The sequence below is a fragment of the Sorangium sp. So ce1153 genome (genome assembly GCF_051521595.1).
Taxonomy (GTDB): domain Bacteria; phylum Myxococcota_A; class Polyangia; order Polyangiales; family Polyangiaceae; genus Sorangium.
The window spans coordinates 10,981,499-11,008,411 of record NZ_CP150361.1 but is presented as its reverse complement, the minus strand read 5'-3'; the positions used below and the strand labels follow the sequence as shown (position 1 = coordinate 11,008,411).

The window sequence follows — 26,913 nt, the reverse complement described above, 5'->3', positions numbered from 1 at the left end:
CGGTCACGGGGTCCGCTTCCGCGGCCGCGGGATGCCGTACTCGTCGATGCGGTTGATCAGCGTGCGGAGCGAGACGCCGAGGAGCTTCGCGGCGCGCGTCTGGTTGCCCGCGGACTGCTCGAGGGCCTCGATGACGCGCTGCCGCTCGAGGGCCTTCATCTCGAGCCGGAGCTTCGCCATGGCCTCGGCGCGCGGCGTCGGCGTGGGGGGCTCCGCGGCGGCCGCGGGGCTGTCGGCGCCGTCGCCGCCGGGTCCTCCGCGCGCGCGCGCGCCGTCGGCGTGGGCCGGCGGCGGCACGGAGCCGCCCCGCGGCGGCGCGGCGCTGGGCGGCGGCGGCGGCACGGAGCCGCCCCGCGGCGGCGCGGCGCTGGGCGGCGGCGGCGGCACGGAGCCGCCCCGCGGCGGCGTGGCGCTGCTCGGCGGCGGCGCGGAGCCGCCCCGCGGGGGCGCGGCGCCGCACACGAGGTGCGGCGGGAGATCGCCAGGCAGGACCGATTCCCCCGCGCACAGGACCGCCGCGCGCTCGATCACGTTGCGCAGCTCGCGGACGTTCCCCGGCCAGGAGTACGCCTCGAGCACGCCGAGCGCGTCGGGGGAGATGCGGGGCGCGCCGCGCTGGTCGAGGTGCCGGCACGCCTCCTCGAGGAACTTCCTGGCGAGCGGGGCGATCTCGTCGCGCCGCTCGCGGAGCGGCGGGACCACGAGCGAGATGCCGTTCAGGCGGAAGTAGAGGTCCTGGCGGAAGGCGCCGCGCGCGATCTCGGCCTCGAGGTCGCGGTTGGTGGCCGCCACGAAGCGGAGGTCGACGCGGCGGGGCGTGCGGCCGCCGAGGCGCAGCACCTTCCGGTCCTCGAGCACGCGGAGCAGCTTCACCTGGAAGGCGAGCGGCAGCTCGCCGATCTCGTCGAGGAAGAGCGTGCCGCCGTCGGCCGACTCGATGAGGCCCGGGCGCGCCTGGCTCGCGCCGGTGAAGGCGCTCTTCTCGTGGCCGAAGAGCTCGCCCTCGAGGAGCGACGGCGGCAGCGCGGCGCAGTGCAGCTCGACGTAGGGCCCGCTGGCGCGCGGCGAGCGGGCGTGGAGGGTCCGGGCGAGCACCTCCTTGCCGACCCCCGTCTCGCCGAGGATGAGCACGCTGATGGGGCTCCGCGCGGCGCGGGCGGCCTGCTCGTAGAGCGCGACCATCGCCGGGGCCCGCACCACGACGTCCTCGGGCGCGTGCCCGCGGTCGGGCTCCACGGCCGGCCCCACGGGGGCGCGGCCGACGACGACGGTCGTCGCACCCAGGTTGAAGCGCTCGCCGACGACGATCTCGGCGCTCTCCCGCGACAGGCGCCGCAGGCGGTGGGTACGGGCCGTCACGGCGGGGAGCTGCTGCTCGCCGACGAAGGTGCCGTTGGCGCTCCCGAGGTCCTCCACCCGGAGCGGGGGACCGACGTGGAGGGCGGCGTGCCGGCGCGAGACCGAGCGATCGTCGATGCGCACGTCGCACCCCTCCTCCCGGCCGAGGACGACGGAGCCCCGGGGCGGCAGGGGCGCGAAGGCGATGGTGCTGCCCGCCACGATCGCGAGCCGGAGCGGCGCGCAGGATTCACGCCCATCGCCCCCCGGAGAGCCTTCGTCCACGCGACCATGATACGCGGCGCCGCGCCCTGTCCTGCACGAATCATGCAGAATCATGCAGATCGTGCAAACGGTTGCGCGATCCGCGCCTCGGCCGCCGAGCGGCCGGACGCCGGCGCCGCGAAATGCTGGGTTCGCCGCGCGGCACGCGTCCTGCTCTTCCAGCGTTCGAGCGTCCGAACGTCGACGACGAACCTGTCGACGACCGTGACGACGCGGACCGGTGACCGCTGATCGACGCGGAGCGACGCGGAGCGACGCGGATCGACGGCCGAGCGCGGACGAGCAGCGCCGCCGGTCCTGAACGACAGCGTGCGTGGTGCTTCCGAGCGGACTGGCGGGCTCAAGCCGCCCCCTTCTTACCCCCACTTACGCATCAGGAGTGGTCATGTGCACTGAGCATGGATCTTTCAACCGCAGGCGTCTTCTCCAGGGGCTAGGCCGCGCGGCGGCGGTGGCTGCGTTCACGCCGGCGGCGGTCCTCTCGACCCGGGTCGCCGAGGCGCACGTGGTGGCGCCGCAGGAGCTCGCCCCCGGGAGGCCCGAGAGCGTCGGCCTGTGCTCGGATCGCCTCGAGGACGTCTTCGCGCGCGTCTCGCGCCGCGTGAACGACGGCCTCTTCCCGGGCGCTGTCGCGCTGATCGCGCGGCGGGGCCGGATCGTCGGGCACCGGGCGTTCGGCACCCGGGTTCGCGGCCAGGACGAGCCGGTCACGCTCGACACGCTGTTCGACCTGCTCTCGATGACGAAGGTCCTCGCGACCGCGACGTCGGCGATGATCCTGGTGCAGGACGGCGTCCTGCGGCTGAACGACAGGGTCGCCGACTTCGTGCCGGGGTTCTCGGCCCACGGCAAGGCGGCGATCACGGTGCGCGACATGCTCCGGTACACGGCCGGCCTGCCGATCGACAGCCAGTTCCTGGACGAGGCGGACGACGATCGCGTCTGGCGGCGGATGGCCGAGGCGCCGCTCGAGTACACGCCGGGGACGCAGGTGCTTTACAGCGATCTCACCTACCGCCTGCTCGGGCGGGTGCTCGAGGCGGCGTCGGGCATGGACCTCGACGAGCTCGCGAAGGCGCGCATCTGGGGCCCGCTCGGCATGCGCGACACGACCTTCAACCCGTCGGCCGCGCTGATCCCGCGGACCGCGGCCACGGGCTTCTCTGCGCTCCGGGGCCGTGTGGTCCGCGGCGAGGTGCAGGACGACCAGGACTTCGCCCTCGGCGGCGTCGCCGGCTGCGACGGCGCCTTCTCGACCGCGAGGGACATCGCTGTCTTCTGTCAGATGATCCTGAACGGCGGAACGTACGGCGGCGTCCGGATCCTGAGCCGCCCGGCCGCCGCCGCGATGGTGAGCAACCAGACGCCCGAGGTCAGGGCGGCGGACACCGACCAGTCCCCGCTCTCGAACCTCCTGTGTACGCCCAAGGGCTATGGCTGGGAGCTCGCGACCCGCCGCTTCTCCAACGGCGGGACGCGCCTCGGCAGGAGCGCTTACGGCAAGTCCGGCGGCGCGGGGACGTTCATGTGGATCGACAGCCGCCGCGAGCTGTTCGGGGTGCTGCTGACCAACCACGGGCTGCCGACGCCGTTCGACGAGATCGGCTGGAACCGGATGCTCGACTCGGTGGGAAGCGCGGAGTTCTTCGACGGGATCGTCAACGCCGTGATGGACGAGTGACCGGCGCGCGCGCGCCGGGCGGGGCCGCGTCCGCGCGGCGCGGCCCGCGCGCGCTCACGGGCCGCAGCCGGCGCGCTCCGACCCGAGCGCGAGATCGTCGTACCACATGTTCTTGGCTCCGCCGTGGTACTTCTCGAAGCCGAGCTTGAAGAGCTTGTAGTCGTACGGCCCCCAGTTCGTGACGTGGAGCTGCTCGACCTCGGTGCCGTCCACGAACACGCGCACCTCGCTGCCAGGCCCGTTGTAGTTGAACTCGAGGCAATACCAGGTGTTCGCCGCGAGCTTCACGCCGCCGTCGCACGAGTACGTCCCGCCGTTCGAGAGCTTCTCGGCGTCATCGGTCTTGCGGTTCAGCTCGAGCTGACACTGGTGCTCGCCGATGCGGATATGCTCACCCTCGTTGGGATCGCCGTTGCCGGTCGTCGCCGCGACATAGGTGTTGTGGCCCATCTGGATGGCGGTGTCGCTCTTGACGTAGACCCTGCCCCAGAACGCGCTCGGCACGGGGATGCCGAGCATCTGGCTGAAGTCCGAGCCCGTGACCTTGACCGAGCGCGAGCCGCTGTGGCCCGAGCTGTCCAGCGTGACGAATTCGCCGGCCCTGGCGCGCAGGTACTCGGGGAAGAACTGGAGCTCGGAGGGGAGCGAGCCGCCCTCGAAGTCGGAGCAGAAAATGCTGCACCCACCGGAACCCGTGCCCCCGGCCGCCGTGCTTGTCGTGGTGTCGCCCCCGGTTCCCGTCGTCGCGCCGGTGGTGGTGACGCCGGTGGTCGTGGTGGCGCCGGCGGTGGTGACGCCGGTGGTCGTGGTGGCGCCGGTGGTGGTGACGCCGGTGGTCGTGGCGGCGCCGCCGGTGCCGGAGGAGGTGCTCCCGGGGCCCGCGGTTTCCCCCCCGGAGCCGCCGGCGCCGCCGCTCCCGGAGCTGGAGTCGTCGCCGCACGCGGCCACGGATGCAAGCGTGACCATGGTCAACAAGCTGAAGGAACGAGCCAAGAAGGACATGCTGGAGATCTCCTCAACAAAGGGCGCAGAATGGCCCAAGCGATGCGCGCGACTCTATCAGTGAACCACCCGCATGTCAGGCCCAACCGCAGGAGTGGGCGGCGTGGGCTTTCGTTGCGGGCGCGAGCGCGAGGGGCGGTGCGCGAGCCCGCGCCACAAGCCCTCTCTGCGCAGGGCGCCGCGCCGTGAGACGCTTGATCTCGTCCACCTGCCGCTGCGATTCCTCTCCGTCGAGCTGACCCGCCCACCCCGCCCTCCAGACCATGCTGCCCGCGTCCCCGCCCTCCGTCGAGCTCACGAGCCCCCGCGTCGGGTGGCGCCATGAGGGCCTGGGCCGCGTCTTCGGGGTCCTCGCGCTGCTCGCGATCGGGGGGCCTTTCGTGGCCAGCGTGCTCATCTTGATGATGGCGGACTTGCTGGGCCATGAGGGCCTTCGCTCTCACTCTTTCCACACGCTGACCCTGGTGATTCCCGGGGCGCTCGTCGCCCTCGGTCTCGCCCTGGTGAGCGTCTTCCTCTCCACGACGCCCGTCAGCCGGCGGGGCCCGGTGCGCGTGGCCGCGGGCGCGGGCGGCCTGCGCCTCGCCATGGGCGCCGCGGAGCGCTGGATCCCGCGCGCCGAGGTCCGCTCCGGCCTGGTGTTGCCCGAGCCGCGCATGCGGGTCGAGCTCCACCTGCGCCGCGGGCAGGTGCTCGACGTGCAGGTCGCGAGCGAGGAGGAGGGCGCGCGCCTGCTCGCGGGCCTCGGGATCGGCCCCGCGGAGCGGCGCGTCGCGATCTCGCTCGGCGGTGTCCACCGCGAGCTCGTGGCCGGCTGCGCTGGGCTGCCGGCGTTGATGACGTTGTGGCTCGTCGTGCTCGGGGGGCTCTTCGGGCACATCGGCGCCGCGCTGGCCATGGCGTGGCTGGTCCTCACCCTGGTGCCCACCTGGCTGCTCCGCCGTGCCGCCCGACCCACCCAGGTTGTGGTGGGCAGCGACGGGGTGCGCGTCGAGCGGTCCTTCTCGAGCGCGTGGGTGCCGTATGCCGAGCTCACGGAGATCCGGAAGGACGGCGATGCGCTGCTCCTCGTGAGCCAGAAGAGCGGCACGCTCGTGCTCGAGACGGGGGAGGCCCAGAGCGATGCGGTCGCGGTGCGCATTCGCGAGGCGCACCGGCGCGTCGCCGGCGGGGCCGCGCCGCGCGGGGCCGAGGCGCTGGAGCGGCGCGGCCGCGACGTCGCGGCCTGGCGGGAAGACCTGCGCAAACTGCTCGCCACCGGCGACTACCGCGCCACCGGCATGATCCCGGAGGACGCGGTCCACGCGCTCGACGACGCCGACGCCCCGCGGGATCGCCGGGTCGGCGCCGCGCTCTTCCTGCGCGTGGCCGGCTACCCCGAGGCGCAGGACCGCATCCGGGTCGCCGCCGGGACCACGGCCGACGACGCGCTGCGCGCGGCGCTCGAGCAGGCCGCCGAGGAGGAGCTCGACGACGCCGCGCTGGCGCGGGCCCTGCGCTGAGCCATGCGGGGCGCGCGGCGCCGGGGCGCCGGGGGTGGCGAGGGCGGCAACCACGGTGCGCCACTCTCCGGGGGTCGCGGGGGCGGCAACCACGCGGGGGCGGCAACCACGGTGCGCCACTCACCGGGGGTGGCGGGGGCGGCAACCACGGTGCGCCACTCTGGGCCAGGGCAGGGCGAGCGCTGCGGGGCACGGCCGCAGGTCGCGAGATTCCCAGCGATATCCAGCGGTGAGGCGCTGGCACATGTCCTGCACGACGGCGACAGCGGAGGTGTTCATGTCACGTGTCTTTCTTCAGGACGATGCAGCCTTGCTGTCGCCGCTGCCCACGCCCCCGCCGCGAACGGCGGCCCTGATACGGGGGGCGTCCCGCGCTGCCGCCGCGGCTGCCGCCGTCTTCGTGGTTGCCTGTGGTGCGCCGAGCACCGACCAGGAAGGAGATCAAGGCCACCAGATCACCACCGAGCCTCAGCCGGACGAGGGCTGTGGCGACTGGAAGCCGATCCCGCCCATGCCTCCTCCGCGCGACGACGAAGGCGAGATCACCCCACCGATGCCGCCTCCACCGCCGGACGGCGAGATCATCCCACCGATGCCGCCTCCACCGCCGGACGACGAGCAGGGCGAGGTCATCCCGCCCATGCCACCTCCGCTGCCGTGCGGCGATGAGGGAGAGATCATCCCGCCGATGCCGCCGCCGGATGACGAGATCATCCCGCCGATGCCGCCGCCGCCGCCGGGCGGTGACGAGGGAGAGATCATCCCACCGATGCCGCCTCCACCGCCGGACGACGAGGAGGGCGAGGTCATCCCGCCCATGCCGCCGCCGATGCCTCCCCCGTGCGAGTGAGCCGTTCCCGCGTGGCGCCGGTGCAGATCCTGTAACGTCATGGAGGTGGAAGATGGGCGAACATGATCGCGAGCTCGAGGTCGCGCCCGAATGGTGGCGATGGGCCACGGAGAACCTGCTGCGCGGCGTGGCGGAAGGCCTGGTCTCGGAGCAGCTCCAGGCCGCGGGCGTGAGCGGCGCACAGGCCAGAGAGCTCATCTCGGCGATCGTCGGTTCGCCCATCTTCCTCGCCGCTCGGCCGTTCGCCCGCGCGGCGAGGCAACACGAGATGCTGGCGCGGCTGCAGCAGCGGATGGCGGCGGCGGCCCGCGATCCGACGGAAATTCCACGGCGGTCCGGCGTGTCCGCCGCGGAGCTTCGCGACGTGTATGTCGCCGGGAACATCCCGGTCATCCTGACCGACGTGGTGACCCGCTGGCCCGCGTTCGGCCGGTGGACGCCGGCCTATCTCTCCGAGACCTTCGGCGACGTCGTGGTGGACGTGACGACGGGACGCTTGAGCGACCCCGACTACGATATGCACGCGGCGCGACACACGGAGAGCACGTCGCTGCGCGACTTCGTCGCGCGCATCGAGGCCGCGCGCACGGAGACGAACGACTTCTACATGGTCGCCAACAACCGTGTCCTCGAGCGGACGAGGCTCGGCGCGCTGCTGAACGACGTGGTGCTCCCGGACGGGTACTGCGCCGCGCAGCGGCTCCTGGGCAGCTCGGCGCTGTGGCTCGGCCCCGCGGGGACCGTGACGCCGCTCCACTACGACACATCCAACATCCTCTTCGGCCAGGTGTACGGCAGGAAGCGCTACCGCATGATCGCGCCGTTCGAGACATCGCTGTTCGAGGGGGCGCGCGCGATGTATGCCGCTCGGGACCCGGAGCAGGGCTCGATGGAGCCGGTGCTCGTGAAGGACGTCGTGCTCGAGCCGGGCGAGGCGCTCTTCATTCCGGTCGGCTGGTGGCACCATGTCCGCGCGCTCGACGCGAGCATCAGCCTGGGGATCAACAGCTTCCCGTTCCACAACAACTTCGACTGGTACCGGCCGAGCAACGTCGCGTAGGTCGCGGACGACCCGACTCAGGTTGCGACCCGACGACCCGACTCAGGTTGACTCGGCAAGACGACCCGACTCCGACCGGCCAAACGACCCGACTCAGGTTGACTGAACGACCCGACCCAGGTTGACTCTGCCAAGACGACCCGACCCCGCCGACTCGACCCCGGTGGATCCCGTGTCTCGCTCGACGTGGGTCGAGCTATCCAGCCAGACCCAGGTTGAGTTATCCGGCCTTCGACCGATCCGGGTGGCGGAGTTGGTTCGGAGTCATCCGGCCGAGCGACCCGGGTTGTGTTCCGATCGATCCTGCGGTCCGAGCGACCCGACCGACCCCGAAGTCGACCTAGACTAGATCGCGGTCTTGGCGCGGGTTGCGGTCCGGGGTCTTGACCCGGGTCCCGACCGACCTGCACGCTCCGCCATGTATCTTGTCGTGCTCCTGCGACCGGCTTTACGCCGCGAGCACCACCTCATTCACGTGGGCCCCATGGAATATGCGCATCCACCATGTCCCCACCGGAAACACAGCGCTGCGCACGCCAGCGCACCATCGTTCGAGCGCAGCGCGGTACGAGGCGCGAAACGTACGCACCGCAGCAGCAGCGGTTCGCCACGCATCACCCTGCTCACGGCCGACTGCGAATGTCGGATTGCGCTCACACAGGTCCTCGAAGCTCGTGGCTCGCTCGTAGGGGGAGACATTGCTGGCTCGCTCGGCGCCCAAGAAGCCGAAACCTCGCCGGTGCACCTCTGCATGGGCCTGCGCTTCCATGCGGGCTAGCTCATCAGCCACCTGACGACGGAAGCAATCGGCGTTTTCCTGTGCGATGACGGGCGGCAGCACGAGCGGGAGCGTCGCCTCGTCGAGCCACTGCGGGTTTTCCGGGTCGAGATATGCCGAGGGACGCGTCGCGTGAAGCGCGCCACGGCCGAGTTCCCCCACATCCACCTTGACACCTGGCCATTCCGTCGCATGCAGGACCAGACCAGCAGCCACCGGGTTTGCGAGTACGTAGGCGATCTTCTCCACCACCGCCGCCTGCGTCAGCAGCTTCACCACGCTGGTGGCCTCATGATCCCATACCGGCCCTTCCCATTTGCGCAGCACCTTCGTGCCCAGCGCGACGAGGCGATGGAAGAACTGCAAGAAGCGCGGCAGCACACCCCGCACATCGGTCACAACGAGATGCAGGTGCGTCGACATGGCGCAGAGGGCATGAACCTCGACACCGTAGCGGCGCGCCGAGACGGCGAGGGCATAGACCAACAGCTGGTTGATGGTCGCATCAGGCCGCAACAGCAGGTGCCGGCGCAGGACGCGTCGGGTGATCAGGTATGTGACGCCTGGAGCGATCTCGCGAGGCTGGCTCATGGCCGGGGTGCAGAGACAAGCGCTGTGCCTGAAGGTAGGGTGGTTCATTTCAAGGATTTGCCCGGCTTGGTGGGTGGCGGCCGCCAATTCCGCCATGGCGCCGCCACCTCGGCCGATGCGCGCTGCGTTGCCGCGGCTGCCCCAAGTTGGTCGGGTCGCCCCGTCGCCGTCGCCCCGCAACCTGGGTCGCCGCCGGCTCCGGCTCCTCAACCTGGGTCGGGGTCGCCGCCGGGCGCCGCAACCTGGGTCGGGTCCCCGGGCGCCGCAACCTGGGTCAGGTCCCCGGGCGCCAACCTGGGTCGGGTCGCCCGGGCGCCGCAACCTGGGTCGGGTCCCCCCGGTCCCCGGGCGCCAACCTGGGTCGGGTCGCCCCGGGCGCCAACCTGGGTCGGGTCGCCTCCTCCATCCGCCTTGACACTACCGCGGATCGGTACATATTACCAAAGGTAACTTACCAACAGTAAGTTAGCGTCGAACACACCTCGGGCGCCCGCGCGACCTGGCGGGAGGAGTCCATCCGCATGACCACACGAACGATGTCACCTGTTCTCTTGATCGGCGGTTCCGGCCACGTAGGCGCGCGCGCGGCGAAGGCCCTCCGGCGGCTGCAGCCAGACCTCCCGATCGCGATCGCCGGACGCGACGCGCGTAAAGCGTCCGCGGTCGCCGCGGAGGTCGGCGGTCCCACGACGGCGACGTCCGTCGACATCGACCGGGACGACCTCGGTCTCGATCGTGGCGCGTCGTTCAGCGCCCTCGTCGTGCTCGTCAAGGACGGGGCGTCCAACGCCATGAAGCGCGCGCAGGCGGACGGCGTGCCTTACGTCGCCTTCTCTGACTTCGTCTCGGAGATCGGTCCTGTGGTCGCCCATTACATCGCGCGACCGACGCGCGCTCCCATCCTCATGCTGGGCCACGCCCTCGGCGGCACGGCGACGCTCGCGGCGCTGCACCTCGCGCAGGAGCTTCGACGCGTCGACACGATCGCGATCGGCTGCGTGATCGACGCGGACGATCACGGCGGTCCCGCAGCGCAGGCCGACTTCGAGCGAAACCAGCAGATCGCGCAGGCTGCGCTCCTCCTCGAGGGCGGCAAATGGACCTGGGCGCGAGGCGACGCCTCGACACGGCGCATCGTCGACGCCGAAGGTGTGGAGGTCGTCGGCCAGGCCTTGCCGCTCCTCGACGTGGTCAGCCTCGCAGCGGCCACCGACGCACGGTCGATCCGTGTCGACATCGCCGCGCGAGACGCGACCAAGCGTGGCGCCGGGCAGGTGACGGACCTCGTCATCGAGGTGTCGGGGCAGCGCCACGACGGATCGAGCGCGCGGCTGCGTTACGACATCATCGACGCGGACAGCCATGGGCGCCTCAGCGCGTACGGCGCAGCGATCACGACAGAGCGCCTGCTGGGGCTCACCGGCGGTCCTCCGGTCGGCCCCGGCCTCTACCACCCGGAGAGCGTGCTCGACCCCGCACGCTTCCTTGCGAGGCTCGAAGAGCTCGGCGCGCGCATCCGCCGCACCCGAGCGGAGAGCGCCTGAAGATCGGAGTCATCGGTGCGGCCCACGTCGGCGGGACGCTCGCGCGGCCTCACGGAGCTCGGACACGAGGTATTCGTCGCGGACTCGCGCGGGCCGCACACGCTCGCGGAAGGCTCGCGCTCCTCGTGCGGGCGGCCCGCTCACCCCGGTCGGAGCCCCATCGCGCGCGCCACGCCGTCCCGGTACTCCATCCAGGCCGCATGCGCCGCGGCCACCGCTGCGGTGACAGCGTCCGCCGTCGGTCCCTCGTCCGGCACGTGCCCGAGGACCATCTCCCACGCGTCCCGCCGGTGCCCGCCCTCCACCGCCCGGTGCGCCCTCGCCAGACGCATCTGCTCCGGGGGACATCCGTAGTGACGCACGATGGGGTGCGCGCGCAGCGCCTCCTCGATCGGCAGCACCTCTCGCCGCCCCTCGAGCTCCGCGCGCTCGTGCACGCTGCCCTCCACGAAGATGGTCAGCACCGCCGCGCCCACCACCCACGGCGGCGCCGCGCTCACGCGGTCGAGCAGCGTCCGGTAAGCGCGAGCCTCAGGCTCCAGCGGGATGGACTCGTCCTCGATGGCGGCGCGCGGGATGCCCAGGCCGTCGATCATCTCGAGGAAGAGCTCCGGATGCGACACGCCCAGCGAGAGCTTTCCGGTCTGCTCCTCGAAGAGGTTCTCCGCCAGGGCGCTGCGCACCGGGGCCGGCGGCGACTGGCCGAGCACGCGCGCGAGCAGCACCGGGAAGTCGCGCACGTAGACCCGGTACTCGTGCCGGAAGTGGACCGCGAGCTGGTCGCGCGTGAGGCCAGGGCCCGTGAGGTGCGTCCAGGCCCAGTGGTTCTTGCGGTCCATGATCGCGAGCAGGCGCTCCTGAAGACGACTCGTCATGCGGCAGCTCCTCGGCAAAGGGAGGCTTTGTTCTACCGCACGAGCGACGTCTGCCCAGCGCCGCCGCCGCCGCTCGAGCGGAGGATGTCGCGCCGCCTTCGCCCCGCCAGGCACAGCGGTGTGCTGGGCTGTCACGATGAGCGCCGGGGGTGGCCATGGACGGTCGCCACAGGCGGTCCTGGCGGCGACGCCGGCGCTCTCTGCTCGAGCTCGGCCTTCGTCGGTCTTCATCTGGCGATCGCTGGTCGCTCGTCGATCGTCTCACCGGCCAGCAGCGTGTCCCAGCGCTCGGCGCCCTCGCTGCGCGTCGACGGCGGTCGATCCTCCGGATCGTCCTCGCCCACTCGCCGCGCTGACCGGTGTGGCGCGCTCGCGCGCGACGGCGCCACGGTGGGGCCTTGCGCGTGCGTGCCCCAGCCGAGAAAGCTGAACGGCGTCCCGGCCTCGGAGCACGCATCGCGGATGCTCGTCACCCACGCAGGACGCACCGGCGCGTCGCCGCCGCGGAGGATGACCCAGTCCACGCCGCCGGACCCGCGGCATGCGTCGCACTGGACGTGGCCCGGGCTGCCGTAAACGTCGACCCCGTGCGACACGCGGCCGAACCCACCGCAGCGCGGGCAGAGCAGCCTCGGATCCGAGCACGCCGCAGCGGGGTCCGGCCCCAGGTCGATCGCCTCGCGGGGCTCCAGCCAGAGCGCGCGGCAGGCGGCTGGCGCTGAGAGGATGGCGGGAAGGCCGGCCTCGACCTCGGCCTGTGTCGTCGCGACGAGCGCCGGGATGACGCGCGCGTGTTGCACGCAGGACACGATCGCCGGCGAACGCGCCGGGATCACCGCGCACGCGCCGCGATCGGCCATGGCGAGCGCCTCGGACAACACGGTCGCTGGCGGAAGCGAGGCGATGGGCTCGAGCACCACGAGCCGATCGGCCATGTCCATCCACGCCCGCGGAGCGTGCGGGGCATCGCGCCAGTTCCAGAAGGTCCAGTGTCTCACCGCAGTTCCAGCGTCTCACCTCGAGGAGGAAAGACAAGGCCCTGCACAACGAGCGTGCTGCGGTGGCGAAGCAAATGAAGAGCGTGGCGGCTGGCGGCACGTGGCGATGATCCGCTGGTGCTGAAATCGGCTGCGCGAGCGGTCTCTCCACCAGATTGCGTGAGGTCTGGCCAACGCGCGCAGCGCGGCCCCGACCCGCGCGCGGTGTCAACCTGGGTCGGATCGGCTTTATGATGCGGCGCATGTGGTCGTCTTCCATCCCTGCACCGGGTCCGTATCGCTGTGTCGGCGGCATGGGGTCGGCTCTCCTGCGGATTTTCCTGGTCGCTGCCCTCGCTGGGTGCTCCGCCGAGCAACGCAGCTTCGTCGACAGGGGCTCCGGCGGCGCTGGCGGTGCTGGCGGGACAGGCGGCGCGGACGCCGGTGGGGCAGGCAGCGACGGCGCTTCGAGCACCGGTTCCGGCGAGAGCTGCGCGGCGCCTTCGGACTGTGCTGCCCCGGCGGACCCGTGCCAGATCCCTGCGTGCGTCGAAGGCAGGTGTGGCGCGGCGCCGTTGCCGGAAGGCACCGAGATTGCGACGGCGGCCGGCGATTGCCAGCAGATCTTCTGCGATGATCGCGGCGCTTCGATCGTCGTTGCTGCGGATGAGCCCGAGGACGATGGCAATCCGTGCACGTCTGACACCTGCGACGGGACAGCGCCCATCCACTCGCCCCAGCCGGGGCCGTGCCCAGGGGGGCGCTGCGACGACGCTGGCCGCTGCGTGCCGGTCGAGTGTACGGGCGACGTCGAGTGCGGCAGCTCGACGGAATGTTACCGATACACATGCGATAACGGGCTCTGCGCGGAGGGGCCCGCGCCGGCAGGTACCTTGTGCAACATGCAGCAGGATCAGTGCGACGGGGCGGGCCGGTGTATCGACTGCGTGAACAGCGGCGGGTGCGGAGAATGCTGCGTCTGCGCTGCCGGCGGGGTCTGCGTCCCGGCGTGAGCCGCCGCCGGGGCGGCGACCCGAGCCCCTGGGACACGCTCTGCGATGATGGGCTGGAGCGGTTCGACGAGGCGGCGCCGCCGCCTTATCACGGCTCTCGATTGACCGCGCTTCGCGACCATGGACGGTTGTCCTTTCCGCCGGCGGGCGCTTGCCGCTAGCATCGCGCGCCCGCGCGCCGCCACCGGGCGCCCGCGCGGCGCGACTGTTTGAATGCCAAGGAGGCCCTCCGTGCACCGTCGACATGCGCTCTGGATCCTGATGCTTTGCCTCACTTCCCTGCTCGCCGGGTGCGGGCACCCCTGGAAGACGATCCGTCAGGCTGCGCCGAACCCGTTCTACGGCAAGGGGCGTTTCGGGGTCGTCCCGGTGACGTTCATCGCCCTCCAGGTCGGCAACAAATCCGAGGCCGAGTGGATGGCGGAGAAGGACGCCGAGCAGCAGCAGAGCTGGCAGGAGGACAAGGCGGCGATCAACGAGCAGTTCACCGCGGCCCTCATGGCGGAGGCAGCGTCGGAGGACGCCATCGTCGTCAAGGCGACGAGCGCGGCCGACGCGCCGTTCTTCATCCGCTCGAACGTGACGTTCTACGAGCCCGGCGTCTTCACCGGCGTCTTCAACATGGACACGGTCGTCAAGGCGACGGTGCAGATCACCGACCCGGCCGGGATGGTGCTCGACGAGGTCATGTTCGAAGCGAAGTCGCCGGCGTCGCTGATCAATCCATCGACCGGCGGTCGTGCGCGGGACGCGGCGAGCCAGCTCGGAAAGCTGGCGGCGATGTACCTCAGCCATCGCATCCGGGGCGAGGACTGAGCCCAGGGCCGCAGCGCCGCCGTCGAAGCTGACTGCGGCGAGCGACGGCAGCTCCTCGGCGCGTACGCGCACCCCGAGGTCTCGGTCGCTGCCGGAGCGGCCGACCCGGATCGGGGTGGCCGAGCGCCGTCGAGCCCGTCCCGGCCTGCTCGAAGGGTCGAGAGAGGCCATACGGAGTGGAACCACATGAATGAGCTGAGCCGTTCGCAGATAGAGCACTTCATCGCGGAGGGATTCGTCCGTATCGACGCGGCGTTTCCTCGGACCGTCGCCGACGAGGGCCGCGCGATCCTGTGGCGTGACACGGGGATGGATCCGAACGATCCGAAGACGTGGACGAAGCCGGTCGTCCGACTCGGGCTCTACGGCCAGCGACCGTTCGCTGACGCGGCGAGCACGCCGGTGCTTCGGGCCGCGTTCGATCAGCTGGTCGGTCGCGGGCGCTGGCAGCCGCTTACGGTGCTCGGCACGTTCCCCGTTCGCTTCCCGTCGCCTGAGGACCCTGGAGATGCGGGCTGGCATATCGACGCGAGCTTCGGCACCGAGAACCCGGACTTCATGTCGTGGCGCGCGAACGTCGCGTCGCGCGGCCGCGCGCTGCTCATGCTGTTTCTCTTCTCGGACGTCGGGGAGTCCGACGCGCCGACGCGCATCCGAGCGGGGTCGCATCTGGACATCGCGAGGCAGCTCGCGCCGGCGGGCGAGCAGGGGCTGACGCTGCGCGAGCTGGCCGCCAACGGCTTCGAGGAGACTGTGCATCGATCGCAGGTGCTCGCGACGGGCGAGGCGGGGACGGTCTATCTATGTCATCCGTTCCTGGTGCACTCCGCGCAGCCGCACCGCGGCACGCGCCCGCGCTTTCTGGCCCAACCGCCGCTGCTTCCGTCCGAGCCGTTGCGGCTCGAGCGCGAAGGCGGCGAGCAATCACCGGTCGAGCAGGCGATTCGCGGGGCGCTGAGCGGCGCTCTGTGATCCGCCGACGAGCCGGGTGATCGATCCACGGCGGCGACCCGACCCAGGTTGAGGCGGCGGCGGCGGGGCGGCGCCATGGCTGAAAAATTCGATCTAGGTCGCAACCTGGTCCGGGTCGGGCGACCCGACCCGACCCAGGTTGAAAAATAGCGCCATGGCTGAAAATTCGATCCAGGTTGCAACCTGGGTCGGGTCGCGCGGCCCAACCTGGGTCGCGGCGCGGCGCGGCCCAACCTGGGTCGGGTCGCGCGCAACCTGGGTGGGGTCGGGGGCCCAACCTGGGTCGGGTCGCGGCCGCCGCTCAACCTGGGTCGGGTCGCGGCCGCCGCTCAACCTGGGTCGGGTCGCCGGGTCGCGCCGGGTCGCGCAACCTGGGTCGGGTCGCGCGGCCGGGTCGCTGCTCAACCTGGGTCAGCTCGCGCAACCGCGGGTCGCTGCTCAACCTGGGTCAGATCGCGGCCGGGTCGCTGCTCAACCTGGGTCGGCTCGCTGCTCGCGGTGCTGGGCGCGCCAGGCGGCGGGGGTGACGCCGTGGTGGCGCCGAAACAGGCGCACGAAGTGGCTCGGGTCGGCGTAGCCAACGCGCTCGGCGATGACGTCGACATACTCGTCGGTCGCGAGGAGCCGGCGTCTCGCCTCGGCAAGACGTCCCTCCACGATCCACGCGCCAACCGTGCGCCCGGTGGCCTGCTTGACCGCCGTGGTCACGTGGGCGGGCGTCCGTCGCACCGCCTCCGCGACCTCCTTGAGCGAGAGCGGCCCGAGGCACCGGGCCTCGATCACGGTCAGCGCCTCCGCCACGATCGAGGGACGCTGCTGCGGCGCGACCCGGACGCTGCCGCTCGCGCGCACCACCTCCGCGAGCACCAGCGCCAGCAGGCTCTCGGCGACCACCGGCATCGCCCCCCCGGCCTGCTGCTCACGCTCGAGCTCCCGGAGCAGATCGAGCACGTACGCCTGTCGCGCCGTCGGCAGCTCGACCACAGGAGACGCCCCGTGGCGGACGCGGTCGATCGGGGCGAGCAGCTCGCCGTAGCGCGCCGGGTCGAGGCACGTCCGGCAGAAGCCCAGCCCCCATACCTCGGGGCGGCTCGCGGACAGCACGCGGTGCGCGTCCCCGGCCGGAATGAGGTGGAGGTGCCCGGCCCGCAGCTCGAACTCTCCGCGATGCTCGACCCGCATCCGACCGCCGACGTGCAGGGCGAGGGCAACGTAGGTGTGGACCGCCGGGCTCCGCATCGGCCTCACGACGTCGCCGCAGCCCGCATGCCGCATGAACCGGATCGGATTGGGGCCGAGATCTTCGTGGCTCACCCGCGGAGCGTACCACCATCGCCGTGGCCTGGCGGCGGCGCGGGGCGCGATCGAAAAGGAGGCCAAGGCCACCGGAAAGGCGTCCAAGGACGCGCGCCTCTGCCGGCGCCAGGCTCCTCGCGCCGGACCGACATCCGCGCCACCCGAGGATCCCCGATGCATGACCGAGCTGAGCACCTCCCCCCCGGTGACGAGGCGCGCTGGACCGCTGTCGCGGCCAGCTACGAGCGCTGGGCCGAGCCCCTGACATCCCATTTCGCGCGCGCGGCGCTGTCGCTGGCGGGCAACGTCGCGCGCGGCGAGCGCGTGCTCGACGTCGCCGCCGGGACGGGAGCCCTCGCGCTCGCCGCGGCCGAGGCGGGCGCGCGCGTGCTCGCGACCGACTTCTCGCCCGGCATGGTGGCGCGCTTGCGCGACCGACTCCAGCCCTTCCCCGCGAGCGAGGCGCGCATGATGGACGGGCAGGCGCTGGCGGTGGAGGACGCGACCTTCGATGCGAGCTTCTCCATCTTCGGCGTCATGCTGTTCCCCGACTGGCGGCGCGGGCTGGCCGAGCTCGTCCGCGCGACCCGGCCCGGCGGCCGGGTGATCATGGCAACCTGGGTGAACCCCGAGGGCGCCGGGCCCGCGCCGCTCTTCTTGCAGGCGTACCGCCGCGCCTTCCCGGGCGCGGCGATCCCCCCGCCGCCGCCCGGCATGTCGGTCCTCTGCTCGCCGAAGGGCCTGAAGGCGGAGATGGTCCGGGCCGGGTGCGGCGAGGTCGCCGTGCACGCGGTCGACGGCGCCTGGGGCGGGCCCTCGGTGGATCTCGTCATGGAGGACATCGACCAGATCCTCCGTCTGATGCCGCTCTACGCCGCGCTCGACAGCGACGGGCGCGCCCGGCTGAGCGGACCGCTGCGCGCCGCCATCGACGCCTGCGCCGAGCCAGGCGGCGCCGTTCGCGTGCCGGCGACGGCGAACGTCGCGATCGGTCGCCGCTGACGCGCGCGGCGTCCGGGCCGTGGCGGAGCCGCACCCGAGGGCGCTAGAGGGCGCGTGCGGCCGGCGCGAGGCCCAGCAACCCTGGGAGCTCCGCGAGGCTGCGCACGACGCGAACGCCGTCCGCAACGCGCCCCTCCGCGCGCTCCCCTTGCAGCGCAACCACGGTCGTCCCGGCGGCGAGGCCAGCGGCGATCCCGGGGCCGCTGTCCTCCACGACGACGCACTCGGACGGTGGAATGCCCATCGCGCCCGCTGCGTGCAGGAACAATCCGGGGTCCGGCTTCCAGGCGCCTACCTCGTACGAGCTGAAGATGCGGCCCGAGAAGAACGGCAACAGGCCGGTCACCGAGAGGCTCAGCTCGATCTTTTCCCGCGGGCCGCTCGACGCGACGCAGAAAGGGACGGAGAGGGCGCTCACCAGGGCCAGGGCCCCGTCCATCGGGCGCAATCGCTCGCGAAACGCGGTGGCCGTGCGCCGCCTGAGCTCCGCGACGAACGAAGGAGGCAGCGCTCTCCCCGCGCGCGCCTCGAGCGCCGCGACGCAATCCGCCATCTTGCAGCCCCGGAACAGCGCCGTCGCCTCGTCGACCGTCATGCTGACGCCGTGGTCGGCCGCGTGCTCGACGAGCACCTCGTTGCCCAGGCGCTCGCTGTCCACCAGCGTGCCGTCACAGTCGAAGATGATCGCGCTCATGCGCCTGTCCTCGCGGGCCACGATACCGCATCGCAGCGGACCGCCTCCGCGGGTCGCCTCCCCGGCGGACGCGGGTCGTGCCCATGCCGGAGCAGCAGATCACCACCGTCTGCTGCCAGCGCAGCAGCGCGGGCGGCAGACGGCACCAGCATCAACGTGGATGGCGGGACCTCCGGCGCGATCTGGTCGCCACTCGCCGTCCGAGGATGCGGCAAGCGCCGCCCCGCGCAGGCTGCTCGCCAGAGCCGCTCCTCAGAGCTGGTTCCCCGCGGACGCCGCCGCCTGCGCCGTGTTGAGCGGGCGTGTGCTCGCCGCCGGGACGGGCTCCGGCGCCGATCCCGCCTCGCTCAAGCGCCGCTTCGCCTCGGCGAGCACCTCGCCCGGCAGGGGACCTTTTCTCGCGAACTGCAGGTTGTCGCGCAGGTGCTTCGGATTTCGGGTTCCGACGATGGTGGTGCTCAGACCCGGGTGCGAGAGCGTGAAGCGCAGGGTGAACTCGAGCCGGCTGAGGCCGTCGAGCAGCTCGTCGAGCCTGGCGCGCTCCCAGCGGTCTTGCATGGTGGTGCCCGGCAGCATGTAGTTCGTGCGCTGCCAGTCGGTGGGCGCGCCGCGCGCCACGCCGCCGCGGATGATCGTGCCCGCGCCGGCCTCGGCTGCCTTGCTGATCACGTCCTCGTGCTCGCGCTGCAGCGCGGAGTACGGGATCTGGAAGGCGTCGAAGACGCCCATCTCGATCTGCTCCACCAGGTTGGGCAGCGTGCCCGAGACGCCGAGGAAGCGAACCTTGCCCTCGCTCTTGAGCTTCAGCGCCTCCTCCAGCGCGCCGTCCTGCTCGAACTCTCGCCGGGTGAGGCTCCGGTGGAACTGCACGAGGTCGAGGTGGTCCGTCTTCAGCAGGCGCAGGCTGTTCTCCACGCCGTGGCGGATGTTCTGCGCCGTGTGCACGTGCTCGCCCTGGGCCCCGCCGACGACGCAGCCGCACTTCGAGGCCAGGAAGTACTCGTGCCGGCGGTGCGAGATGAAGCGCCCGATCCGCTCCTCGCTGCGACCGTAGTCGATGGAGGTGTCGATGAAGTTGATCCCGGCGTCCAGCACGTCGTTCAGGATGCGCTCCGCGTCCTCGTCCGAGAGCTCGGGGCCGCGCGGGGCGCCCCGCAGCTCCATGGCGCCGAAGCCGAGCGTGGTGACGCGGACGCCGGTGCGTCCGAGCTGGCGAGTGGGTAGATCCGTCATGGTGCTCCTCCTCTTCAGTTCTTCGGCGGCGCCGACTTGAGCGTCGCGTCGAACAGCGCGAGCAACGTCTGGTAATGGCGCTCGGACGCGTCCCGGTCGTACACCGACGAATCGGAGGGGACCCAGCCATGCTTCGCGCCTGCATAGGTCTCGACCGTATGCTGTACACCGGCCTGCTCGAAGGCGCCGATCAGGCGCTGCTTCTGCTGGTCCGGGAACGAGGCGTCCTCGACGGCGCCCGCGACGTAGACGCGCGCCCGGATGCGCGGCGCCAGGAGGTGCGGGCTCTCCGGGTCGTCGGTCGCCAGGTTGCCGCCGTGGTAAGACGCCGCCGCGATCACACGATCGGGGAAATGGCCGGCGGCCGACAGCGACAGCCCGCCTCCCATGCAATACCCCGTGGTGCCGATCGACAGGGACCTGACGTCGGGCTGCGCTGCCAGGAAGGCGAGGAACGCCTCCGTGTCCGAGCGCACGTTGGCCTTGGTGGCCGTGGACATGTACTTCTGCTGCCACTGCTTGCGAAGCTCCGGATCTCGGCCGAACGCCTCGGCGTCCGGCGCCTCGTACGGGCCGGCGCGGTAGAACAGATCCGGCAGCAGGACGAAGTAGCCGCCCTGCGCGATGCGCTCCCCCAGCTCGAAGAGCGCAGGCCGGATGCCGCGGCCATCCTGATACACCAGCACCGCGGGCCAGGGACCCTCGCCGGAGTCGGGGCGGAAGACGGAGGCCTCGGTTTGCCCGTCTCGGGTCTTCAAGGTGACTGTAGCTCGTGACATCGTTTCCTCGTGCGCGACGGTTGGAGAGTTGACGGGTTATCGAACGGGCGCCCCGGCAGCGCTCAGCGCGCCGCGGCGGTGGTCGGGAAGAAGCGGTTGGCGGGCCGCGCGAGCCCCAGGTTCTCGCGCAGCGTTCGCCCTTCGTACTCACGCCGGAACAGGCCCCGGCGCTGGAGCTCGGGGACGACGCGATCGACGAAATCGTCGAGGCCGCCCGGCAAGTAGGGGAACATGATGTTGAAGCCGTCGCAGCCGTTCTGGACCAGCCACTCTTCCATCTGATCCGCGATGGTCCCGGGCGTGCCGACGAACGCGAGCCCCCCGAAGCCGCCGAGGCGCTGCGCGAGCTGCCGCACCGTCAGCCCTTCACGACGCGCCAGATCGATCGCGCGTTCGCGCCCGCTCTGCCCGGCGTTCGTGGGCGGGATCTCCGGGAGCGGCGCGTCCGGATCGAACCGCGCGGCGTCGCAGCCGAGCGCGATCGAGAGCGAGGCGATGCTGCTGTCGAAGTGCACGAGGCTGTCGAGCCGGGCGCGCTTCTCCAGCGCCTCCTGGACGGTGTCCCCCACGACGACCAGCGCGCCCGGCAAGATCTTGAGCGTGTCGGGGTGCCGCCCCAGGCGCTCCAGCCTGCCCTTGACGTCGGCGTAGAAGCGGCGCGCGCCATCCAGCGTGGATTGCGCCGCGAACACGACCTCGGCGGTCTCGGCCGCGAGCTGCCGGCCTGCTTCCGAGGCGCCCGCCTGCACGATCACCGGCCAGCCCTGGACCGGGCGCGCGATGTTCAAGGGACCGCGCACCGAGTAGTGCTTGCCCCGGTGATCCAGGACGTGCAGGCGCGCTGCGTCGAAGTAGATCCCGGCCTCGACGTCGCGCACGAACGCGTCGTCGGCGAAGCTGTCCCAGAGCCCGGTGACCACGTCGAAGAACTCGCGCGCGCGCCGGTAGCGCTCGTCGTGCTCGACGTGCTCGGTGAGGCCGAAGTTCAGGGCTGCGTCCGGGTTCGCGGTGGTGACGATGTTCCAGCCGGCGCGCCCGCCGCTCAGGTGATCGAGGGACGCGAAGCGCCGGGCCACGTGGAACGGCTGATCGAACGTGGTCGACGCGGTCGCCACCAGGCCGATGTGCTCCGTGGCGCCGGCGAGCGCGGAGAGCAGCGTGAACGGCTCGAACGACGTGACCGTGTGGCTGCGCACGAGCGCGTTGAGCGGCATGTTCAACACGGCCAGGTGATCGGCCATGAAGAACGCGTCGAAGCGAGCCTGCTCCAGGCGTTGCGCGAAGCGCTTGAGGTGAGCGAAGTTGAAGTTCGCGTCCGGGTAGGCCCCTGGGTAGCGCCAGGCGCCGGTGTGGATGCTGACCGGGCGCATGAACGCGCCCAGCTTCAGGGTGCGTGCGACCACCGTTGAACCCCGAGCCGCGCGAGCGGCCACTCCGAGCGTTTCACCGTCATGTGGCGTGTCTACTATAGCGGATGCTGCGACGCTAGGGCGGATGGCGACCGGCGACCCGACCCGGGTTGCCGGCGGCCGACTCGACCCAGGTTGGTGGCAACCCGACCCAGGTTGCGGCGACCCCGGCGACCCGACCCCGGCGACCTGACCCAGGTTGCCGCCGGCGCGGCGACCAGCGACCAGCGACCCGACCCAGGTTGGGCGACCGGCGACCAGCGACCCGACCCAGGTTGGGCGACCCGACCCAGGTTCCGCGACCGGGGCGACCCGACCCAGGTTCCGCGACCGGGGCGACCCGACCCAGGTTGCGGCGACCCGACTCAGGTTCGACCGGCGACCCGACCCAGGTTGCGGCGACCCGACCCAGGTTGGGCGACCGGGGCGACCCGACCCAGGTTGCGGGGGCGGCGGCGGCGACCCGACCCAGGTTGGGCGACCGGCGACCCGACCCGACCCAGGTTGCGACCGGCGACCCGACCCAGGTTGCGGCGACCCGACCCAGGTTGGGCGACCGGGGCGACCCGACCCAGGTTGCGGGGGCGGCGGCGGCGACCCGACCCAGGTTGAATTGCACGCAGCCAGAAATCTTTTGCAGAGCTGGAATCCAGTACCGCCAGCCCTATTCGATCGTACTGAACCCCTCTTCACCCCAACGCCTCGCGAACCGACCGCTGTCCGAACGATGCGCAACTGTACGATCGTTGCGCAAGATCGCGTGATCGCTCGAGCCATCGAATCGCGCCATCAGGGCGATCGCCTCGTCGTTCCCGCAGGACGAGCGTCATGGCCGCCTGCTTGCAATGTCCTCGCGTCGAAGCGCCTGGTGCACGCGTCGTGTACGCGACTCCAGCGTCATCAGCCAAACAACGAGGACCACGACCCATGAACCGATCGCGCAAGAACCGGATGACTCCCACGATGCATCGGTACGCTTCGCCCGGCGCCCTGCTGCTCGCCGTCGGGCTCTTTCCCGCATGCGCGACGCAAGGCGGACCCGATGAGCCCGACTCCGACACGCTGGGCGCCGGGCTCGCTTCGAGCGCGACGATGACCTGCTCGAAGCTGACCGTCCTCAAGGGGTCCACCGGAGGCCAGGGCGCTCAGGCCCTGGCGACGAAAGATCTGAGCGGCACGGCCGATACGTGGAGCAAGTATGTCGAGTTCAACCCCGGCAGCCAGGCTCAGTGCGAGTACGCATTGCCGGCCGGCGCCTCGGACGCCGACGTCTCGGCGCTCAGCCTGTCGGTGAACTACCGAGGGCCCGCGAAGGCCGAGATGCTCTGGACCTTCGACGCCTGGGACTACAGCACCAGCACCTGGGTCAAGATCGGCGACAACGCGTTCGCTTCGTCCTGGGCCTGGAGCGCCGCCACCATCTCGCTCCCGTCCCCGCACGCTCGGTTCGTGTCGGGCGGCAAGCTCAAGATCCGCTACGGAACCACGAGCAACGCCGACGCGTCCGACGTCGACCTGCTGGTCCTCAACGCCACCCTCACCAGCGGGCCGACGCCCGAGTGCGTCCCCGAGACCGACGCGCAGCTCTGCGCGCGGCTCGCCAGGAGCTGCGGCCCGCTCTCCGCCAATGACAGCTGCGGCAACCCCCGCACCGTGGCGAGCTGTGGAACATGCTCTGGCACCCAGACGTGCGGCGGCGGCGGGTCGCCCGGCGTGTGCGGCGACGCCGGCTCCACCTCCGACCCCGACCCCGACCCCACCCCCAGCCCGGTCGCCGGAGCCTGCGGCGATCGCTCGAGCGGCAGGACCATCACCGTCGCGCCATCCGGAGGCGACCACCGGACGATCCAGGCCGGCCTCAACGCGGCGGCCGCAGGTGACACCGTCGTCGTCAAGGCGGGCACCTACAACGAGAAGGTCTCCTTCACGAGGAGCGGCACCGCTGCAGCCGGCTGCATCACCCTCAAGGGCGAGGCCGGCGCGATCCTCGACGGGACCGGCAAGAGCGGCGTCGGCATCGACATCTCCAGCAAGAACTACATCAAGGTCACCGGCATGACGGTGCAGAACTTCAAGGGCAGCGGCGACACGCCCATGGGCATCAGCGTGAGCGGCAGCTCGAGCTACCTCGAGATCCGCAACAACCTCGTGCACCACATCGAGAGCTCCGAGGACGCCCACGGCATCGCCTTCTACGGGACGTCCGCGACGCCGATGACCGACCTCCTCGTCGACGGGAACGAGATCCGGAACTGCAAGCTCGGCTCGAGCGAGGCGATGGTCCTCAACGGCAACGTCACCAAGTTCGTCGTCTCGCGCAACACGGTCCACGACAACGACAACATCGGCATCGACTTCATCGGCTTCGAGGGCACCGGCCCCTCGGGCTCGGACCAGGCGAGAGACGGCGTGTGCGTGGACAACATCGTCTACAACATCTCGTCGGCCGGAAACCCCGCGTACGACGGCGAGCGGTCGGCTGACGGCATCTACGTCGACGGCGGCAAGGACATCGTCATCGAACGAAACAAGGTGGACTCGAGCGACATCGGCATCGAGATCGCCAGCGAGCACGCGGGCAAGACCACCAGCAACATCACCGTGCGGAACAACTTCGTGTCGCGGAGCTACCAGGGCAACATCATGATCGGCGGCTACGCCACGAACAGGGGCAACGCGGCGGACATCGCGGTGCTCAACAACACGCTCTACCAGGCCGCCGGCGGCGAGATCATCATCCAGAACAACTCGAGCGGCGTGCTCATCCAGAACAACATCCTCCGCGCCACGTCGGGGAACGACTACGTGAGCAGCGGCAGCAACAACAGGAACGTGACCGTCGACAACAACATCTTCTTCGGCGCGAGCCGCAGCTCGGCGGGCGCCTTCTCCGACCCGCACGCGAGGTTCGTCGACCCGCTCCTCGTCGGGCCCCCGTCGGACCTCCACCTGACCAGCGGCTCGCCGGCGGTCGACGCCGGCGTCGATCTGGGCAGCCGGAGCGGCGCCACCGACATCGACGGCGGCGCGCGGACGAGCGGCGCGCGCATCGACATCGGCGCCGACGAGCGCTGAGGCCGCGCCGGCCCCGCGAGGCGCGGGGTCGCGCAGGCCGGGTCGAGCGCCCTCGCCCGGCCCGCGTCACCGCGCCGCGGTCGAGGGCGGCTCGCCCGGCCCGCGACACCACGCCGCGGTCGAGGGCGGCTCGCCCGGCCCGCGTCACCACGCCGCGGTCGAGGGCGGCTCGCCCAGCCCGCGACCCGCCGGCGCGCCCCGCTGGTGAATCAGCTCCTCAGCGCGCGCGACGGCCTGCCAGCGAGGCGCGCCGCGCGTCGCCGTCAGGGCTGGGCGGCGCCCTGGCCGCCTTCGTCGTCGTCGCCGCCGGCGATATCAGGGCACTTCTGCGTGATCAGCGCGCACTCCTGGACAGGCGACTCGATCGTGCTCGCGGTCGAAGCGCACGTGAGCGCCCGGAGCCTCGCGACGTGGGCGAGCAGGCAGGCCTCGTACTCGGCCACGGTCGCGGTGCAGCCCGTGCGCGCGTCGGCGGGAGGCAGACAGCTCGCCGGAGCCGCCGCGGCGTCGTCCGGCTGGGTCGCTGGGGGGTCGGCCTCGGCCATGCATTTCTCCTTCACCGCGTTGCACTCCTGTCCGACGGTGGACCACAGGATGCCGGCGAACTCACAGGTATCCTCCTTGGAGAGCGAGAGGCTCGGCGCGATCGCTTGACACGCGGACTCGACGTCCGCGGTCGTCAGGTCCTTGAGCTGCTTGCTGCTCACTGCGGCAGGTATCGGAGCGGCCGCCACGTCCTTGCCGCCCCAGAGGACGAGCGACAGGAAGGCCGAGAGTGCTCCGAATCGGGTCAATCGGTTCATTCGTTCTCTCCCTTGTAAGAGCGGCCGTCTCCGGCCGCCGGGGGGCTCGGAGCAACCGACGTACCGGGGGCCTCGTTGTGCACGATAGGACCGCGCGCGCCCGGCGCGGCGCGACGGGCGAGGCGTGATAGCTCATCGATCTTCCAACCCTCCCGCCTTCCTTCACGAGCGCTCTGACGAGATCTCGTGAGCTCCACCCTGCCGATCTGTCCTCTCGCGCGCGGCGGCCGGCGCGGGCAGGATGGGCACAGGGCTGCTCGCCCCGGCGGGAGGACGCGGCCTCACCCGGGACGGCGCTCCTGCGCTCGCACGAGACGGATGGGGAACCGCCAGGGACGAAAGCGGCTGCAGGCAGCCGCGATTTCTGGGTTCTCCCGGCGTCCTCGGCGTCCTGGCGGTCTTCTTCGTCTGGCTCGCCGTACCGGGCGCGGCCGAGCGTCACGCCGGCGTGAGCGACGGCCGGTACCGCCGGGACGAGAGCCGCGGCGCTGGGCGGCGCCGCGGCGCGCGCGAGCCCCGGCCGGGCCGGGGCCGGTGGTCGTCAGACGAGGTCCCGCTCTCCGCCCGGATACACGAAGGAGTCGCGCGGCGAGTACCACGAGGCGCTCTTCACCACCTGGAGCGGGCTCCCGGGCCGCAGCGCGTACACCGGGTGATCCTTCGCGAGGAACTCGACGGAAAGGAGCTCGTAGGGGTCGGCCATGTCCGCGATATAGGGGTAGTTGCCGGCGACGAGCCGATCCCCGAGCCTCGTCACGTACGTGAGGTGTCCGCGCGCGACAACGCCGATCTTGTTGCCGACGCGCGCCGTGGTCCGGATGATGGGCACGCCGTCCACCGAGGTCGTGGCCACGAGCTCCTTGCCGTGCAGCTTGAGCGTCGTCGCCCCGGGCGACGCCGGCACGCCGCGCTCGGCCACGTACCGGCGCACGGCGTCGGAGGAGTTGAAGTAGTGCGTGAAGAAGCGCGCCGGGCCCGCGCCGTCAGGCGTCGTGTGACCCGCGAGATCCAGCCCCAGGTACGTGAGCGAGTAAGCTCCGAAGCCGGAGGTCTGCTCCGGCCTGTCGACCACGTACTGGTTCATGTAGATGGCCCTGTTCTCGGCGGGCCTGAGCCCGTTCGGCAGGAGCGCGGCGGCGGCGTCCGGATCGGCTGGGACCCAGCTCGAGTAGAGCATCCGGCTATCGATGACCATCTGCGGCGCGGCGAGCTTCGACTCCGACATGGTGCTTTCTTTCTCCCCCCGGGAAGACGAGCACTATCACAGCTCGCGGCCTCGCGATCCGCAGCGCCCGGGGAGAGGACCCCGGAGTCGCCTGGTCACGGAGGTGAGAGGCT

Annotated in this window: 21 protein-coding genes; 9 read left to right on the top strand and 12 right to left on the bottom strand. The window is 71.5% G+C overall.

Features of this window, described 5'->3' with window-relative positions; all coding sequences use genetic code 11:
- Window positions 1–3 precede the first annotated feature (3 nt).
- Window positions 4–1,623 (bottom strand): sigma 54-interacting transcriptional regulator, encoded by a 1,620-nt coding sequence (locus tag WME85_RS39805; protein WP_437828752.1) that lies wholly within the window; start codon window positions 1,621–1,623, stop codon window positions 4–6.
- A 385-nt stretch (window positions 1,624–2,008) separates the two neighbouring features.
- On the opposite strand from WME85_RS39805, the gene WME85_RS39800 reads away from it, so the two are divergent.
- Window positions 2,009–3,304: a serine hydrolase domain-containing protein gene (locus tag WME85_RS39800; protein WP_437828749.1), complete on the top strand. Its 1,296-nt coding sequence runs from the start codon at window positions 2,009–2,011 to the stop codon at window positions 3,302–3,304.
- A gap of 54 nt (window positions 3,305–3,358) precedes the next feature.
- On the opposite strand, the gene WME85_RS39795 is transcribed toward WME85_RS39800, so the two are convergent.
- Window positions 3,359–4,306 carry a hypothetical protein gene (locus WME85_RS39795; protein WP_437828747.1) on the bottom strand — a complete coding sequence of 316 codons (948 nt, stop codon included), beginning with the start codon at window positions 4,304–4,306 and terminating at the stop codon, window positions 3,359–3,361.
- A gap of 263 nt (window positions 4,307–4,569) precedes the next feature.
- On the opposite strand from WME85_RS39795, the gene WME85_RS39790 reads away from it, so the two are divergent.
- From WME85_RS39790 to WME85_RS39780, 3 genes are all read left to right on the top strand, one after another.
- Entirely contained in the window at window positions 4,570–5,808 is a 1,239-nt protein-coding gene (locus WME85_RS39790; protein WP_437828744.1) for a hypothetical protein, read from the top strand.
- Window positions 5,809–6,052: 244 nt separating this feature from the next.
- Complete coding sequence (locus tag WME85_RS39785) at window positions 6,053–6,658, top strand: hypothetical protein (RefSeq protein ID WP_437828741.1); 606 nt, start codon at window positions 6,053–6,055, stop codon at window positions 6,656–6,658.
- A 52-nt stretch (window positions 6,659–6,710) separates the two neighbouring features.
- Window positions 6,711–7,718: a cupin-like domain-containing protein gene (locus WME85_RS39780; protein WP_437828739.1), complete on the top strand. Its 1,008-nt coding sequence runs from the start codon at window positions 6,711–6,713 to the stop codon at window positions 7,716–7,718.
- A 448-nt stretch (window positions 7,719–8,166) separates the two neighbouring features.
- Here the strand turns inward: WME85_RS39780 and WME85_RS39775 are convergent, their stop codons facing one another.
- Window positions 8,167–9,087, bottom strand: coding sequence for a transposase (locus WME85_RS39775; RefSeq protein ID WP_437842478.1), 921 nt, complete (start codon window positions 9,085–9,087; stop codon window positions 8,167–8,169).
- A gap of 521 nt (window positions 9,088–9,608) precedes the next feature.
- On the opposite strand from WME85_RS39775, the gene WME85_RS39770 reads away from it, so the two are divergent.
- Complete coding sequence (locus tag WME85_RS39770; protein ID WP_437828736.1) at window positions 9,609–10,631, top strand: hypothetical protein; 1,023 nt, start codon at window positions 9,609–9,611, stop codon at window positions 10,629–10,631.
- A 140-nt stretch (window positions 10,632–10,771) separates the two neighbouring features.
- Here WME85_RS39770 and WME85_RS39765 read toward each other — a convergent pair whose 3' ends face one another.
- Together WME85_RS39765 and WME85_RS39760 are read right to left on the bottom strand one after the other, a co-directional pair.
- Window positions 10,772–11,506: an iron-containing redox enzyme family protein gene (locus tag WME85_RS39765; protein ID WP_437828734.1), complete on the bottom strand. Its 735-nt coding sequence runs from the start codon at window positions 11,504–11,506 to the stop codon at window positions 10,772–10,774.
- Between the two features lie 227 nt (window positions 11,507–11,733).
- The gene (locus WME85_RS39760; protein WP_437828733.1) at window positions 11,734–12,441 is read right to left on the bottom strand and encodes a DUF5131 family protein; all 708 of its coding nucleotides are present in this window, start codon (window positions 12,439–12,441) and stop codon (window positions 11,734–11,736) included.
- Between the two features lie 1,286 nt (window positions 12,442–13,727).
- On the opposite strand from WME85_RS39760, the gene WME85_RS39755 reads away from it, so the two are divergent.
- Together WME85_RS39755 and WME85_RS39750 are read left to right on the top strand one after the other, a co-directional pair.
- The gene (locus tag WME85_RS39755) at window positions 13,728–14,312 is read left to right on the top strand and encodes a hypothetical protein (RefSeq protein WP_437828730.1); all 585 of its coding nucleotides are present in this window, start codon (window positions 13,728–13,730) and stop codon (window positions 14,310–14,312) included.
- A gap of 186 nt (window positions 14,313–14,498) precedes the next feature.
- Complete coding sequence (locus WME85_RS39750) at window positions 14,499–15,284, top strand: phytanoyl-CoA dioxygenase family protein (protein WP_437828727.1); 786 nt, start codon at window positions 14,499–14,501, stop codon at window positions 15,282–15,284.
- 471 nt (window positions 15,285–15,755) lie between these two features.
- On the opposite strand, the gene WME85_RS39745 is transcribed toward WME85_RS39750, so the two are convergent.
- On the bottom strand, window positions 15,756–16,598 hold the full coding sequence (locus WME85_RS39745; RefSeq protein WP_437828724.1) for a helix-turn-helix domain-containing protein: 843 nt from the start codon (window positions 16,596–16,598) through the stop codon (window positions 15,756–15,758).
- Between the two features lie 156 nt (window positions 16,599–16,754).
- Here WME85_RS39745 and WME85_RS39740 point away from each other — a divergent pair, with 156 nt between their 5' ends.
- Entirely contained in the window at window positions 16,755–17,582 is an 828-nt protein-coding gene (locus tag WME85_RS39740) for a class I SAM-dependent methyltransferase (protein WP_437828722.1), read from the top strand.
- Between the two features lie 43 nt (window positions 17,583–17,625).
- Here WME85_RS39740 and WME85_RS39735 read toward each other — a convergent pair whose 3' ends face one another.
- From WME85_RS39735 to WME85_RS39720, 4 genes are all read right to left on the bottom strand, one after another.
- On the bottom strand, window positions 17,626–18,276 hold the full coding sequence (locus WME85_RS39735) for an HAD family hydrolase (RefSeq protein ID WP_437828720.1): 651 nt from the start codon (window positions 18,274–18,276) through the stop codon (window positions 17,626–17,628).
- 252 nt (window positions 18,277–18,528) lie between these two features.
- Window positions 18,529–19,509, bottom strand: coding sequence for an aldo/keto reductase (locus WME85_RS39730; protein ID WP_437828718.1), 981 nt, complete (start codon window positions 19,507–19,509; stop codon window positions 18,529–18,531).
- 14 nt (window positions 19,510–19,523) lie between these two features.
- Window positions 19,524–20,267 carry a dienelactone hydrolase family protein gene (locus tag WME85_RS39725; RefSeq protein WP_437828716.1) on the bottom strand — a complete coding sequence of 248 codons (744 nt, stop codon included), beginning with the start codon at window positions 20,265–20,267 and terminating at the stop codon, window positions 19,524–19,526.
- A gap of 83 nt (window positions 20,268–20,350) precedes the next feature.
- Complete coding sequence (locus WME85_RS39720; RefSeq protein WP_437842476.1) at window positions 20,351–21,658, bottom strand: LLM class flavin-dependent oxidoreductase; 1,308 nt, start codon at window positions 21,656–21,658, stop codon at window positions 20,351–20,353.
- 966 nt (window positions 21,659–22,624) lie between these two features.
- Here WME85_RS39720 and WME85_RS39715 point away from each other — a divergent pair.
- The gene (locus WME85_RS39715; protein ID WP_437828713.1) at window positions 22,625–24,772 is read left to right on the top strand and encodes a choice-of-anchor Q domain-containing protein; all 2,148 of its coding nucleotides are present in this window, start codon (window positions 22,625–22,627) and stop codon (window positions 24,770–24,772) included.
- Window positions 24,773–25,035: 263 nt separating this feature from the next.
- Here WME85_RS39715 and WME85_RS39710 read toward each other — a convergent pair whose 3' ends face one another.
- Window positions 25,036–25,575: a hypothetical protein gene (locus WME85_RS39710; RefSeq protein ID WP_437828711.1), complete on the bottom strand. Its 540-nt coding sequence runs from the start codon at window positions 25,573–25,575 to the stop codon at window positions 25,036–25,038.
- 541 nt (window positions 25,576–26,116) lie between these two features.
- On the bottom strand, window positions 26,117–26,800 hold the full coding sequence (locus tag WME85_RS39705) for a hypothetical protein (protein ID WP_437828709.1): 684 nt from the start codon (window positions 26,798–26,800) through the stop codon (window positions 26,117–26,119).
- Window positions 26,801–26,913: the final 113 nt, after the last annotated feature.